The sequence below is a fragment of the Streptomyces sp. enrichment culture genome, assembly GCF_964273255.1.
In the GTDB taxonomy this organism is placed as follows: domain Bacteria; phylum Actinomycetota; class Actinomycetes; order Streptomycetales; family Streptomycetaceae; genus Streptomyces.
The window spans coordinates 2,506,843-2,519,466 of the sequence record NZ_OZ186835.1 but is presented as its reverse complement, the minus strand read 5'-3'; the positions used below and the strand labels follow the sequence as shown (position 1 = coordinate 2,519,466).

The 12,624-nt window shown below is 72.3% G+C and carries 15 protein-coding genes and 1 pseudogene; 4 read left to right on the top strand and 12 right to left on the bottom strand.

Features of this window, described 5'->3' with window-relative positions:
* Positions 1–299: 299 nt before the first annotated feature.
* Positions 300–1,334, bottom strand: a complete 1,035-nt coding sequence (gene glpX / locus ACSU53_RS10660) for a class II fructose-bisphosphatase (protein ID WP_437026758.1) — start codon at positions 1,332–1,334, stop codon at positions 300–302.
* Positions 1,335–1,478: 144 nt separating this feature from the next.
* Between glpX and ACSU53_RS10655 the strand changes: the two genes are divergently transcribed.
* Positions 1,479–1,985 carry a DUF4245 domain-containing protein gene (locus ACSU53_RS10655; RefSeq protein ID WP_437033107.1) on the top strand — a complete coding sequence of 169 codons (507 nt, stop codon included), beginning with the start codon at positions 1,479–1,481 and terminating at the stop codon, positions 1,983–1,985.
* Positions 1,986–2,405: 420 nt separating this feature from the next.
* Here the strand turns inward: ACSU53_RS10655 and ACSU53_RS10650 are convergent, their stop codons facing one another.
* The 3 genes from ACSU53_RS10650 to xseA form a co-directional block, all read right to left on the bottom strand.
* Positions 2,406–2,993, bottom strand: coding sequence for a malonic semialdehyde reductase (locus ACSU53_RS10650; RefSeq protein WP_437026756.1), 588 nt, complete (start codon positions 2,991–2,993; stop codon positions 2,406–2,408).
* Positions 2,994–3,207: 214 nt separating this feature from the next.
* The gene (locus ACSU53_RS10645) at positions 3,208–3,483 is read right to left on the bottom strand and encodes an exodeoxyribonuclease VII small subunit (RefSeq protein WP_437026755.1); all 276 of its coding nucleotides are present in this window, start codon (positions 3,481–3,483) and stop codon (positions 3,208–3,210) included.
* A 9-nt stretch (positions 3,484–3,492) separates the two neighbouring features.
* Entirely contained in the window at positions 3,493–4,701 is a 1,209-nt protein-coding gene (gene xseA, locus ACSU53_RS10640; protein WP_437026753.1) for an exodeoxyribonuclease VII large subunit, read from the bottom strand.
* A gap of 68 nt (positions 4,702–4,769) precedes the next feature.
* Here xseA and ACSU53_RS10635 point away from each other — a divergent pair, with 68 nt between their 5' ends.
* Both ACSU53_RS10635 and ppgK read left to right on the top strand, forming a co-directional pair.
* A complete protein-coding gene (locus ACSU53_RS10635) occupies positions 4,770–5,798 on the top strand; it encodes a 4-hydroxy-3-methylbut-2-enyl diphosphate reductase (protein WP_437026751.1) in 1,029 nt (342 codons plus the stop codon).
* Between the two features lie 75 nt (positions 5,799–5,873).
* Positions 5,874–6,620 carry a polyphosphate--glucose phosphotransferase gene (gene ppgK, locus ACSU53_RS10630; protein WP_437026749.1) on the top strand — a complete coding sequence of 249 codons (747 nt, stop codon included), beginning with the start codon at positions 5,874–5,876 and terminating at the stop codon, positions 6,618–6,620.
* Between the two features lie 263 nt (positions 6,621–6,883).
* On the opposite strand, the gene ACSU53_RS10625 is transcribed toward ppgK, so the two are convergent.
* Entirely contained in the window at positions 6,884–7,309 is a 426-nt protein-coding gene (locus ACSU53_RS10625) for a DUF6542 domain-containing protein (protein WP_437026747.1), read from the bottom strand.
* 541 nt (positions 7,310–7,850) lie between these two features.
* On the opposite strand from ACSU53_RS10625, the gene ychF reads away from it, so the two are divergent.
* Complete coding sequence (gene ychF, locus ACSU53_RS10620) at positions 7,851–8,939, top strand: redox-regulated ATPase YchF (RefSeq protein ID WP_437026745.1); 1,089 nt, start codon at positions 7,851–7,853, stop codon at positions 8,937–8,939.
* A 141-nt stretch (positions 8,940–9,080) separates the two neighbouring features.
* Here ychF and ACSU53_RS10615 read toward each other — a convergent pair.
* The 7 genes and pseudogenes from ACSU53_RS10615 to ACSU53_RS10585 form a co-directional block, all read right to left on the bottom strand.
* Positions 9,081–9,239, bottom strand: a pseudogene (locus tag ACSU53_RS10615) (IS5/IS1182 family transposase); the annotation flags it as partial.
* Between the two features lie 97 nt (positions 9,240–9,336).
* Positions 9,337–9,729 carry a PIN domain-containing protein gene (locus ACSU53_RS10610; protein ID WP_437026743.1) on the bottom strand — a complete coding sequence of 131 codons (393 nt, stop codon included), beginning with the start codon at positions 9,727–9,729 and terminating at the stop codon, positions 9,337–9,339.
* Positions 9,726–9,992, bottom strand: coding sequence for a hypothetical protein (locus ACSU53_RS10605; RefSeq protein WP_437026742.1), 267 nt, complete (start codon positions 9,990–9,992; stop codon positions 9,726–9,728). The genes ACSU53_RS10610 and ACSU53_RS10605 overlap by 4 nt, the downstream gene beginning before the upstream one ends.
* Before the next feature lie 267 nt (positions 9,993–10,259).
* Positions 10,260–11,468, bottom strand: a complete 1,209-nt coding sequence (locus ACSU53_RS10600; RefSeq protein WP_437026740.1) for a condensation domain-containing protein — start codon at positions 11,466–11,468, stop codon at positions 10,260–10,262.
* An 80-nt stretch (positions 11,469–11,548) separates the two neighbouring features.
* Positions 11,549–11,824, bottom strand: a complete 276-nt coding sequence (locus tag ACSU53_RS10595) for a chorismate mutase (protein WP_437026738.1) — start codon at positions 11,822–11,824, stop codon at positions 11,549–11,551.
* Positions 11,825–11,826: 2 nt separating this feature from the next.
* The gene (locus tag ACSU53_RS10590) at positions 11,827–12,051 is read right to left on the bottom strand and encodes a hypothetical protein (RefSeq protein WP_437026736.1); all 225 of its coding nucleotides are present in this window, start codon (positions 12,049–12,051) and stop codon (positions 11,827–11,829) included.
* 83 nt (positions 12,052–12,134) lie between these two features.
* Positions 12,135–12,491 carry a hypothetical protein gene (locus tag ACSU53_RS10585; RefSeq protein WP_437026734.1) on the bottom strand — a complete coding sequence of 119 codons (357 nt, stop codon included), beginning with the start codon at positions 12,489–12,491 and terminating at the stop codon, positions 12,135–12,137.
* Positions 12,492–12,624: the final 133 nt, after the last annotated feature.

Genomic DNA, 12,624 nt, shown 5'->3' with positions numbered 1-12,624 from the left:
CAAGGGCGCCCTCCCCGCACGGAGGCCGCCCTTCCTCGTCGCTGCGGCCACGCCGGAGCGGAACCCACGAGGTCCGCTCCGCACGGCCGCCCCGCTCCGGGGCGCGGGGGAACGGCGCGCTCAGCCCTTGCCCACCGGCACAGGTCGGCGTCGGCTCAGCTCACGGGGCGCACCCCGCCGACGTCCCGCCTGCGGACCGGTGGCCGCACGGCCGGACCGCAGGGGGCGCGGGGAACGGCGCGCCCGACCACGACGCGCCCGCACACGAACCCCGCACCCCACCCGTCCGACCGGCCGCGTCACTTCGCCCGGTCGAAGTCCACCGCGCTGTACGCCCGCAGTTTGCTCAGCCGGTGCTCCGAGTCGATCCGGCGCACGGTGCCCGACTTGGAGCGCATCACGATCGAATCGGTCGTGGCGGTCTCGGAGCGGTACCGCACGCCCCGCAGCAGCTCACCGTCGGTGATGCCGGTCGCCACGAAGAAGACGTTCTCCCCGGAGACCAGGTCGTCCGTGGTCAGCACCCGGTCGAGGTCGTGCCCGGCGTCGACGGCGCGCTGCCGCTCCTCGTCGTCCTTGGGCCACAGCTTGCCCTGCAGGGTGCCGCCCAGGCACTTCACGGCGCAGGCCGAGATGATCCCCTCCGGGGTGCCGCCCACACCCAGCAGCAGGTCGATGCCCGTGCCCTCGCGCAGGGCGAGGATGGAGCCCGCCACGTCGCCGTCGGAGATCAGCTTGATGCGCGCGCCGGTGTCCCGGATCTCCTTGATGATGCCCTCGTGCCGCGGCCGGTCGAGGATCACCACGGTGACGTCCTCGGGGGTGACCCGCTTGGCCTTGGCGACGCGGCGGATGTTCACGTTCACCGGCGCGTTGATGTCGACGAAGTCGGCCGCCTCCGGCCCGGTGACCAGCTTGTCCATGTAGAACACGGCCGACGGGTCGAACATCGTGCCGCGTTCGGCGGCGGCCAGCACCGCGATGGCGTTCGTCATGCCCTTGGCGGTGAGGGTGGTGCCGTCGATCGGGTCGACGGCGATGTCGCACTCGGGGCCGGTCCCGTCGCCCACGCGCTCCCCGTTGAACAGCATGGGGGCTTCGTCCTTCTCGCCCTCGCCGATGACGACGACGCCGTTCATCGACACGGTGGAGACGAGCGTCCGCATGGCGCGCACGGCGGCGCCGTCGGCCCCGTTCTTGTCCCCGCGCCCGACCCAGCGGCCGGCGGCCATCGCCGCGGCTTCGGTGACCCGTACGAGCTCCAGGGCGAGGTTGCGGTCGGGTGCCTCGGAGGGCACATCGAGCTCGGACGGCAAATGATGATGTTCGGTCATCGGAGCGCACCTTTCTGTACGACGACGGCCGGATGAGGGTTCCGGGGCACTCTATCGCCGGGCGAACAGAATGAGCAGGGGCCCCCACGGATGAGCGCGACCGGGACCTGCGACGATGGGGACGTGTCAGCAGGAAAGAACAGCATGCAGAAGTCGGCCCGGGACATGCTCCTGTCCCTGGGTCTCATCGGGCTGGTGGCCGGGTTCGTCTGGCTGTTCATCCCGCACGACGACGGCGAGCCCGACCTCCCGCGGGTGGACTACCGGGTCGACCTGCTCACCGCCCGCCGCGCCGCCGCCTACCCGGTGGCCGCCCCCGTGGGGCTGCCCGACACCTGGAAGGCCACGTCGGTCCGGTTCCGGGGCGACGAGGGCGATGCCTGGCACCTGGGCTACCGCGCCCCGGACGGCGAGTACGTGGCGGTCGAGCAGTCGACCCAGAAGCGCACGCTGTTCATCGAGAACAAGACGCAGAAGGCCGAGCGGACCGACGTCACGCAGGAGATCAACGGCGAGACCTGGGCGCGCTACGAGGGCAGCCAGTACGACGCCCTGGTCCTGGAGCACCCTGACGGCTCGACGACCGTCGTGACCGGGACGGCCTCCTTCGGGCAGCTGACGAAGATGGCCAAGGCGCTGCGCACGGAGTGAGCCGGCGCGTGCCCTCGGTCGGCAGCCGGAGGGCGCAGAGGCCGGACGGCCCGGACGGCCCGGGAGGCCCGGGAGGGCCGGGAGGGCCGGACCGCCCGGGAGGGCCCGACGGGTTCGGAGCGCCGGCGGGGGCGACGGGATCGGCGGGGTCGGCGGCCGGTCGGTCCGGGAGGTCATGAGGGCGTCCCGTCCGGTGCCCGAGGGGCGGCCGACGGGCACGTGCTCGACCCCGGGCCCGGACCCCGACGCCTCCTCGCGGACCGGCAGCGACCGGCAGCGGACGACGGACAGGACAGGGCCCCGACGCGGATCGGATCGCGTCGGGGCCCTGTTCCGCTGGTGCGGGTGAGGGTGAGGCGTGGGGCCGCCCGGCCGCCCACCCGTCAGGTCGGGGCGGGCCCTCGGCGGCGTCCCGTCGGCTCAGACCGTCGTCACGACCTGCTCGTAGGACAGGCGCGGGCTGCGCGGGAACCAGGCGTCCGGGCCGGGGCGACCGATGTTGACGACCATCAGCGGGGTGTGGTCGTCGTCCAGGAACTCCTTGCGGATGCCCTCGAAGTCGGCGCCGGTCATCGGTCCGGCGGCCAGGCCGGCGGCGCGCACGCCGAGGATGAAGTACCCGGCCTGCAGGGTGGCGTTGAGGGCGGCGGAGCCCTCGCGCCCCGGGCGCTCGGAGAAGAGGGCCTTGGCCTGCGGGAAGTGCGGGAAGAGCTGGGGCAGCTCCTCGTGGAACTCGTTGTCCGCGGAGAGGATCGCCACCAGCGGGGCGGCCAGGGTCTTGGCGCGGTTGCCCTCGGCCATGAGGCCGGCCAGGCGCTCGCGGGCCTCCGGGGAGCGGACCAGGGTGACGCGCAGCGGCGACTGGTTCATGGAGGTCGGGCCGTACTTGACCAGGTCGTAGATCGCCTGGACCTGCTCGTCGGTCACCGGCTCGTCGGTGAAGGTGTTCGCCGTGCGGGCTTCGCGGAAGAGCAGGTCCTGGGCGGCCGGGTCGAGAACGAGAGACATGCGTGAACCTTTGCGGGACGTACGTGCAGGGGTACGCCGGAACCGTGTGCACTCCACGGACGTTCCGACGAGCACGACAGTACGCGCAGGAAGTTCAAGGTTCAACAAAAGTCGGAATCCGGTGATCCACTTCACAGCACGCGGTGGTCCCGGCTCCGCCGCACCGCGCGGTGGGCCAGGCCCCGCCGGATCACGCAGTCCCGGCCCCTTCGGATCACGCGGTGGGCCCGGCCCCGTCGGCGCCCTCCGGCCCGGTCCCCGCCCTCGCCTCCTCCTCGGCCAGGGCCGCGTCCAGCCGGGCGCGCGCCCCCTCCAGCCAGCGCCGGCACACCCGGGCCAGCTCCTCGCCCCGCTCCCACAGCGCGAGGGACTCCTCCAGCGTCGTGCCGCCCGTCTCCAGCCGCCGCACGACCTCGATCAGCTCGTCCCGGGCCTGCTCGTACCCGAGGGCCTCGGCCACCGCCGCCGTCTGCTCCGTCTTGCCGGTCATCCGCCCACCCTACGTATCGACTCGAACCGTGAACTCGCCCTCGGACACCCGTGCCCGCAGCTCCTCGCTCGGCGCCACCTCGTCCGGGGCGCGCACCGCGTGCCCGTCCGCGCGCTGGAGCACGGCGTACCCGCGCCGCAGCGTCGCCGCGGGGGAGAGGGCCACCACCCGCGCGTGCGTGTGCGTCAGCTCCGACTCCGCCCGGTCCAGCTGGTGCCGCAGCGACCGCCGGGCGCGGTCCAGCAGCGCCGTCACCTCGTCCTCCCGGGCGTCCACCATGCGGTGCGGATCCTGTATCGACGGCCGGGCCAGCGCGTGCGCCAGCCCCCTCTCCTCCCGGTCCAGCAGCGCGTGCACGCACCGCCGCGCCCGGTCCCGGAGCTGCCGCACCCGCTCGGACTCCTCACCGACGTCCGGCACGACCTTCTTCGCCGCGTCCGTCGGCGTGGAGGCCCGCAGGTCCGCGACGTGGTCCAGGAGCGGGTTGTCCGGCTCGTGCCCGATCGCCGACACCACCGGCGTGCGGCAGGCCGCCACCGCCCGCACCAGCTGCTCGTCGGAGAACGGCAGCAGGTCCTCCACGCTGCCCCCGCCGCGCGCCACGATGATCACGTCGACGTCCTCGGCCGCGTCGAGCTCCTTCACCGCCTGCACCACCTGCGGCACCGCGTGCACGCCCTGCACCGGCACGTTGCGCACCTCGAACCGCACGGCCGGCCAGCGGTGCCGCGCGTTCTCCAGCACGTCACGCTCGGCCGCCGACGCCCGCCCGCACACCAGCCCGATCAGCTGCGGCAGGAACGGCAGCGGCTTCTTCCGCTCCGGCGCGAACAGTCCCTCCCGCGCCAGCGACTTCTTCAGCTGCTCCAGCCGCGCCAGCAGCTCCCCGACCCCCACCGGCCGGATCTCGGCGGCGCGCAGCGACAGCTGGCCGCGCGGGGCGTACCACTCCGGCTTGCAGTGGACCACCACCCGCGCGCCCTCGCTCACCACGTCGGCGACCGCGTCGAACACCTGCCGGTAGCAGGTCACCCCCACCGAGATGTCGTACGACGGATCCCGCAGGGTCAGGAACACCACCCCCGCGCCCGGCCGCCGGGACAGCTGGGTGATCTGCCCCTCCACCCACACCGCGCCCAGCCGGTCGATCCACCCGCCGATGAGCCGCGACACCTCCCCGACCGGGAGGGGAGCTTCCGCAGACGTGTTGACAGCCATGCCGCGAGGGTAGTGCGCGCCACCGACAACGCACCGTGACCACCGGGCCCCCGAGCCGGGCCCTTACGATGGGACGCATGACCGCTTCGCCTGGCCGCCGTGTCCTGCTCGCCGCCCCCCGTGGCTACTGCGCGGGTGTGGACCGCGCCGTGATCGCCGTCGAGAAGGCCCTGGAGCAGTACGGGGCCCCCGTCTACGTCCGGCACGAGATCGTGCACAACAAGTACGTCGTGCAGACCCTGGAGAAGAAGGGCGCCATCTTCGTCGAGCAGACGGAGGAGGTCCCGCCGGGCAACATCGTGATGTTCTCCGCGCACGGTGTGGCGCCCGTCGTCCACGAGGAGGCCGAGCGCGGCCGCCTCGCCACCATCGACGCCACCTGCCCGCTGGTCACCAAGGTCCACAAGGAAGCGGTCCGCTTCGCCCAGGAGGACTACGACATCCTCCTGATCGGCCACGAGGGCCACGAGGAGGTCATCGGCACCTCCGGCGAGGCCCCCGACCACATCCAGCTGGTCGACGGCCCCGAGGACGTCGCCAAGGTCGAGGTCCGCGACCCCTCCAAGGTGGTCTGGCTCTCCCAGACCACGCTCTCCGTCGACGAGACGATGGAGACCGTCGACGCCCTCAAGGACAAGTTCCCCCAGCTGATCTCCCCGCCCAGCGACGACATCTGCTACGCCACCCAGAACCGCCAGCTCGCCGTCAAGCAGATGGGCGCCGACGCCGACCTGGTGATCGTCGTCGGCTCCCGCAACTCCTCCAACTCCAAGCGCCTCGTCGAGGTCGCCCTGCAGGCGGGCGCCCGCGACGCCCACCTGGTGGACTTCGCCGACGAGATCGACGAGAGCTGGCTGGAGGGCGTCACCACCGTCGGCCTCACCTCTGGCGCCTCGGTGCCGGAGGTGCTGGTCGAGCAGGTCCTGGAGTGGCTGGCGCAGCGCGGCTTCGAGGACGTCGAGATCGTCCGGGCCGCCGAGGAGTCCATCGTCTTCTCCCTGCCCAAGGAACTCCGCCGCGACCTGCGTGAGGAGGCCGCCGCGCTGGTCGCGGAACGGCGAGGCTCCGCCACCGGCGCGACCGACGCCTCCGCCTGACGCCGGGCCGCCGTCATCCGGCCCGGCGCGGCCGGATGACGCGGCACCGGGGGCCGGGGTGAGTACCGTGGATCCATGGAGATCTTCGGCGTGGACATCGGCGGATCCGGGATCAAGGGCGCCCCGGTCGACCTGGACAAGGGGGACCTGGCGCAGGAGCGCCACAAGGTCCTGACTCCGCACCCGGCCACACCGGACGCGGTGGCCGACGGCGTCAGGGAGGTCGTCGGACACTTCGGCTGGACCGGCCCCGTCGGCATCACCTTCCCCGGCGTGGTGGAGGGCGGCACCACGGTGCGCTCGGCGGCCAACGTCGACAAGAGCTGGATCGACACCGACGCGCGCGTCCTGTTCGGCAACCGCCTCGGCGGCCTGCCCGTGACCCTGGTGAACGACGCGGACGCGGCCGGGCTCGCCGAGATGCACTTCGGCGCCGGCCGCCACCGCCGGGGCACCGTCATCCTGCTGACCCTCGGCACCGGCATCGGCAGCGCCGTGTTCGTGGACGGCGTCCTGGTCCCCAACACCGAGCTGGGCCACCTGGAACTCAACGGCCACGAGGCCGAGAAGCGGGCGTCCAGCAAGGCCAGGGAGGACCACGACCTGTCGTGGGAGAAGTGGGCCCACCGGGTGCAGAAGTACCTGGCCCACGTGGAGATGCTGTTCTCCCCGGAGCTGTTCGTCCTCGGCGGCGGCGTGAGCCGCAAGGCCGACAAGTTCCTGCACCACATCAAGGGCATCAGGGCCGAGGTGGTCCCGGCGAGCCTGCAGAACAACGCGGGCATCGTGGGCGCGGCACTGCGGGCGGCGACGGGTTCGTAGACCGGCCGCGGGCTCGTGGGTCGGCGACGCGGGTTCGTGGGTCGGCGACGCGGGTTCGTGGGCCGGCGGTGCGCGGGGCCGGAAGCGGGAGGGGCAGGGCCGGAGGACTCCGGACCGCCTGTCCGCTCCCGTCCCCGCCCGCGCCCGCTCGGTTCCGCCGGCGCCCGCTCGGTTCCGTCTGCCCGATCCCGTTCCTCGGTCCCGTTCCCCGGCCACGCCCCCGGGTCCCCGCCTGCCCGGCTCTTCCCGCCCGGTCCGTCTCCTCACCCCTGCGGCCGGTTGCGCGCGTTCCTCCGCCGGATCATCCGGACCCTGCGGACCAGCGCGATCGTCCCCGCGATCAGGGTGCCCCCGTACAGCCAGCCGGCCTGCGTGGCGAGCCCCGTCACCATGCCCATGGCCGCCCCGCCGGTGCCGTCGCTGTCCACGAGCGGCACCAGGCCCACGGCGAACGCGATCGGCACCACCACCGGCGCGGTCAGCAGGTCCCCCCGGCGCACCCACAGCGCCGTCAGCGCGCTCACCGGCAGGAACAACACCCCGTAGGCGGTCTGCGAGGCGAACAGCGCCGCGTCGATCAGGCCGAGCACCAGCATCACCAGGCCGCAGAACAGGCCCCCGCCGAGCCCGGTCAGCCGGGGATCGGGCAGCCGCCGGACCGCCGCTGCACCGGGGCGGCGGCCCGCCACCGGACGCCGCTGAGGCGCCGCCTCCCGGCCCGCCGGATGCGTCCGGACCTGCGGATCGGCCCTGCCCTGCCCCTGCACACGGGGGCGGGCCTGTGCACCGGGCCTGCCCGGCGCGGGGGGCCTGCCCTGTCCGCCCGGCTGCCTTCCCTGCCCGCCCGGCTTCCCCTGCGGGCCGGGTCTGCCCTGGGCTCCCGGCCGCCCCTGGGCGTCCTTGCGCCGCTCCGGGACGCGGTCGGGCCGTGGGGAGCGCACCACACCGCCGCCGGCCGCCCGTCCCGCCTGTGGGGGGACCGGTGGCCTGGGCGGCTCGTCACGTCGCGGTGCGGGCTGCGGGGGGCGCGTCCTGGGTTGCTCCACCGGACCAACTTTGGTCGGTTTATGTGCCGAATAGCCCGCCTGACACGCCGGGGGCCGGAACTGTCCAGGCGTTCGACGTAGCGCCGGGCCGCCCGCGGGCACGCCGTAGACTGGTGGATCGGCCCACGCAAGCCCAGTCGCCGGGTCCTCGTCACCCTCACCTCACGTAACGGGAAGTCGCAACGTGTCGCTCACGATCGGAATCGTCGGTCTGCCGAATGTCGGCAAGTCGACCCTGTTCAACGCCCTGACCAAGAACGACGTGCTGGCGGCCAACTACCCGTTCGCCACGATCGAGCCCAACGTCGGCGTGGTCGGCGTCCCCGACGCGCGCCTGGCCAAGCTGGCGGAGATCTTCGGCTCCCAGAAGATCCTCCCCGCCACCGTCGACTTCGTCGACATCGCGGGCATCGTGCGCGGCGCCTCCGAGGGCGAGGGCCTGGGCAACAAGTTCCTCGCGAACATCCGCGAGTCCGACGCGATCTGCCAGGTCATCCGCGCCTTCAAGGACGAGAACGTCGTCCACGTCGACGGCAAGGTCTCGCCCAAGGACGACATCGAGACGATCAACACCGAGCTGATCCTCGCCGACCTCCAGACCATCGAGAAGGTCCTGCCCCGCCTCCAGAAGGAGTCGCGGATCAAGAAGGACATCGCGCCGAAGGTCAAGGCGGTCGAGGAGGCCAAGGACCTCCTCGAGAAGGGCGACACCCTGTTCGCCCACGGCATCGTCCAGGGCAGCGAGCGCGCCGAGCTCCTGCACGACCTGCACCTGCTCACCACCAAGCCGTTCCTCTACGTCTTCAACGTCGACGAGGACGAGCTGACCGACGAGGACTTCAAGAACGAGCAGCGCGCCCTGGTCGCCCCCGCCGAGGCGATCTTCCTCAACGCCAAGCTGGAGGCCGACCTCGCCGAGCTGGACGAGGAGGACGCGATGGAACTCCTCGAGTCCGTCGGCGCCCAGGAGCCCGGCCTCGCCACGCTCGCCCGCGTCGGCTTCAACACCCTCGGCCTGCAGACGTACCTCACCGCCGGCCCCAAGGAGTCCCGCGCCTGGACCATCAAGCGCGGCGCCACCGCCCCCGAGGCCGCCGGTGTCATCCACACCGACTTCCAGAAGGGCTTCATCAAGGCCGAGGTCATCTCCTTCGCCGACCTCGTCGAAGCCGGCTCGGTCGCCGAGGCCCGCGCGAAGGGCAAGGCCCGCATGGAGGGCAAGGACTACGTCATGCAGGACGGGGACGTGGTGGAGTTCCGCTTCAATGTTTGATTGAAGTTGAGCCACTTTCTCAGGTTTCGGAAAACTGCAGTTCAGAAGGGGTTCGCCTTCAAGGTGGGCCCCTTTTCTGATGGCCGGAAGGTGCAGGTGAAATGAAGCTTTGCCGGTGCTTCGCAGAACGCTCCTGGAACGGGGTGAGGCGGTGCCTTTTGTGAGGTTGGTCCGCCCGTACGCGGCGACCAGCAGGACCCGGTCCTCCAGCGACAGGCTCCAGGGCCGGCCCTTGCGCACCGGATCTGCGCCCTCGCGCCGCAACGCGGTGACCAGCTTGTCGAACTGACGCGGACTCAGCCCGGTGAACGGGGCTGTCCAGGAGGGCTACGACGCGGCGGTCACAGCAGACACAGCAAGATCATCTCACCCGTGACCAGCAGTTGCGGGACAGCCCTCAGACGATGCGGATGACGGGGGCGGGTTTGATGTCCTGGGCGTCGACGAGGGTGCGGATGTGGTCCGGGTCCGAAGTCCAGATGATGGCCCCGAGGCTGGCTGCCATGGTCACGACGGTGGCGTCGACGATGTCGGAGGTGCCGGCCTTGCCACAGAGAATGCCTGCGGTCTTGGCGGTTTCGAGGCCGACGGGTGCGACGTGGCACCCGGCGAGGAACTTGCCGAGTCTGACCTGGCGGCGGGAGTCCCGCCATGCCTGGCTGACGACGACGGACGGGACGTGGATGTCCCGGCCGTCGTCCAGGGCCAGACTGTGGCGGACCCACATGCGTCGGTCGTCGTTGTCGATGGCGATGAGTACCCCGGCGTCGTACAGGTAGGGGATGTTCACGCGGCCGAGGCTCCCGAGCTGCTGAGGTACTCGGCGTCGGCGGCGGCCAGCTCCGCGCGGGCGGCGGCGAGCTCTTCCGGGGTGAAGGCGCCGTGTTCCGCCTGCCACTCCTGGATGACGGCCCGGCCGGCCCGCAAGCGCAGCTCGCGTTCGGCTGCTCCGGCGACGAGGCGGGAGAGTGGGATGCCTTCTTCTTCGGCGGCTCCGGCCAGGGCTTCGACCAGGGCTTCGTCGAGAGTGATAGTCACCTTCTTGGTAGCCATACAGCAACCATAGCGCGGTATGGCCTTAGGTGCTGATGCGCGGATCACGTGCTGACGAGCGCGGAAGGTGCGAGCGCATCCGGCGAGGAGGGCTTCGCCGACTCGATGGCCCGCGGGGCCGCGGGTGGGACTGGTCCACAGTTGCTGAAAAGGGTGGATGGGTGATGAATATCTTGCTCGGCTGTGGGGTGACGGTGCACGGTTTCGAGCACGGGCCAGGCGACGGATCGGTGCATGCCTCCGGTGCGGGGTTGGCGGCCTCCACGGTCAATGACCGGATGGTGATGGTGGCCGCCATGATGGAGGCGGCCGTCGTCGACAGACGCATCCCGGACAATCCCGCGCGCGGCGTTCCGGATATCCCGGGCGGCCCCGTGTGGGGTGGACGAGGACGAGAATCCCACGCTGGGCGAGGTCGATCTGATCGCGGAGGACATCGCCCCGCCGTACCGGCTCGCGGTCTGCCTGCAATCGGGTACCGGACAGCGCCCCGGCGAGGCCCTGGCCTTCGCCACTGGGTGCCGACGCTCTGGTTTCGTCCGGATCCGCTGGCAGGTCAGCGCCAAGGCTCGCCGCGATGACGGCCGCACGGCCTTCGTGCCGCTCAAGCACCGGGCGGAGGGTGAGTACCGGGACGTCCCGGTAGCCCCGTTCGTCGGGCAGGAGATCGACGACGACCTGTCGCGGTGGGAGCCGGCGCCCGTGGCCTTCACCGGAGTGCGGGGCAGGCGACGGCGCCTGGAGGTTTTCTTCGCCCCGCGCCAGCACGGCAAGGGCGTGATGCCCACCGCCTCCACGCGCGACGCCCGTCGGCGGCAGGGGCTCGTCGGAGAAGCCGGGCACCCGGTCGAGGCCGTCGAACACGCCCCGCCAGTACCGGCGGTCCTCCTGGAAGCCGGCCGAGGCACGGTACCGCCCGTCCTCCTCGACCAGGGCGGCGAGGGGACCGAAGGGGGTGGCGGCGGGTGCCCGGCCGGCGGCCAGCGCGTCGTGGACCTCCGCGGCGCGCCGGACCAGCAGCAGCGACCCCACGCCGTCGGAGACGATGTGGTGCAGCTGCCAGAACCAGAGGTGCCGCTGCGGCGAGAGGCGGAGCACCGCCGTGCGGGCGACCTCCCCCGCGGACGGGGCGAGCGGAGAGTGGACGCGTACCCGCATCCACTCCCGCGCCGCCTCCCGCGGATCCGCCTCGCCGGTCAGGTCGACGAGCGGCACGGGAGCACCGGGCGGGGCCCCGGTCCGCTGCCACGGCCCGTCCGCGTCCTCGCCGAAGGACGTGGACAGCGCCTCCGCCTCGGCGAAGGTCCGGCGGACGGCGTCCCGGAGGAGCCCCGGGTCGAGCGGCCCCGTGATGTCCAGGAACTCGGCGTAGGCGTGGGCGAGTCCGGAGGGGTCCAGCTGCCGGCCGTACCAGATGCCGGCCTGGCCCGCGGTGAGCGGAAGCCGGGACGGGAAGCCGGCGGGTGAACCAGACACGTCGGAGCTCTCTCGTGGGAGGGAGGGCCGGACGGGCCCGGCCCTCGCGCTCGGTGCTGCTGTGTGTGGGGGGCGTGCGGCTACTGGGGTGCGGCGCCGGTGCCGCGACAGATCTCCAGCAGCGCCATCGCGATGGCCGTTCCCTGCCGTCCGTACGCCTCGGTGTAGGGGGAGATGACGCGCATCTCGCGGGCGAGGTCGGTACGGGTGCCGCCGGAGGTGAGGCGGATGCTCTGGATCGCGCGGGAGAGTTCGCGGCGGCGGCCCACCAGAGCCCGGATCTCCGCGTCCACGCGGTCGAGGTCGGCGCGGAGGGCGGACATGTCCGCGAGCGCGGTCGACTCGGTCTGCGGCATGGTCAGTTGCCCCAGGTGTGGCCGAGCGGGCCGAGCAGGTCCGAGACCGCCGCGCGGGTCTCCTTCTCGGCGTCCTCGAGGGTCTGCACGGTGGACGGGAGCACTCCCGCGGACTCCGTGGCCATGGCCGACGGCGCGGTGGCGATGCCGGCGGCCAGCACGGCTAAGGCGACGGTGACGGCGCGGCGGGCGGCCGGCTTGACGGGGTGGTGGGTCAGGGTGCGCATGGGTGTCCTCTCCTCGGATCCCCGGGATCCTGATGTCGGTGACGCTCTCGGTGATGCGATCCTCACACCCGCCACGGGCTCCGTCAGCATTGCCGATTGTCAGGCTCCTGTGATGGCAGCTCCCTGTCATGCCGCCCGTTCCGGGCGCCGGAGCCGAGCTGCTCCAGGGCGCGGACGACGGGCAGGGGCGGCGCCCAGTCGAGGTGGGCGCCCACCGCCGGAGGGAGCACACGGGCCACCAGGCGGGCCGCCGCCCGCTCGGTCTCCCCGCTGTCCGGGTGGCCGAGGAACAGCGTGAGGTGCGTCCCGCCGCCGGACGCGCGCAGCACGTGGACGTGCTCCAGACGGTCCTCGGGCCGTGCCGTGCGGCGGATGCGGTCGATGAGCGGCAGGTGGCGCGGCAGGACTCCGGCCGGGACGGTCGTCGAGACCAGGTACATGGGTTGCGCCTCCGCGAACATCCGGGGAACCGACTCGCGTACCCCTGAGTAAGGTTGCCCTGGCTCGAAAGTGGCTGGGATGATTGGGGTGACTGCGGTGTAATGCGCGCTGTCGACGGGGGAACTTCGGGGG

What these genes read in the sequence shown, in the direction of transcription:
- glpX (WP_437026758.1), bottom strand. Translation starts at nt 1,334, where the DNA reads ATGACCGAACATCATCATTTGCCGTCCGAGCTCGATGTGCCCTCCGAG.
- ACSU53_RS10655 (WP_437033107.1), top strand. Translation starts at nt 1,479, where the DNA reads ATGCAGAAGTCGGCCCGGGACATGCTCCTGTCCCTGGGTCTCATCGGG.
- ACSU53_RS10650 (WP_437026756.1), bottom strand. Translation starts at nt 2,993, where the DNA reads ATGTCTCTCGTTCTCGACCCGGCCGCCCAGGACCTGCTCTTCCGCGAA.
- ACSU53_RS10645 (WP_437026755.1), bottom strand. Translation starts at nt 3,483, where the DNA reads ATGACCGGCAAGACGGAGCAGACGGCGGCGGTGGCCGAGGCCCTCGGG.
- xseA (WP_437026753.1), bottom strand. Translation starts at nt 4,701, where the DNA reads ATGGCTGTCAACACGTCTGCGGAAGCTCCCCTCCCGGTCGGGGAGGTG.
- ACSU53_RS10635 (WP_437026751.1), top strand. Translation starts at nt 4,770, where the DNA reads ATGGGACGCATGACCGCTTCGCCTGGCCGCCGTGTCCTGCTCGCCGCC.
- ppgK (WP_437026749.1), top strand. Translation starts at nt 5,874, where the DNA reads ATGGAGATCTTCGGCGTGGACATCGGCGGATCCGGGATCAAGGGCGCC.
- ACSU53_RS10605 (WP_437026742.1), bottom strand. Translation starts at nt 9,992, where the DNA reads ATGGCTACCAAGAAGGTGACTATCACTCTCGACGAAGCCCTGGTCGAA.
- ACSU53_RS10595 (WP_437026738.1), bottom strand. Translation starts at nt 11,824, where the DNA reads ATGCCGCAGACCGAGTCGACCGCGCTCGCGGACATGTCCGCCCTCCGC.
- ACSU53_RS10590 (WP_437026736.1), bottom strand. Translation starts at nt 12,051, where the DNA reads ATGCGCACCCTGACCCACCACCCCGTCAAGCCGGCCGCCCGCCGCGCC.
- ACSU53_RS10585 (WP_437026734.1), bottom strand. Translation starts at nt 12,491, where the DNA reads ATGTACCTGGTCTCGACGACCGTCCCGGCCGGAGTCCTGCCGCGCCAC.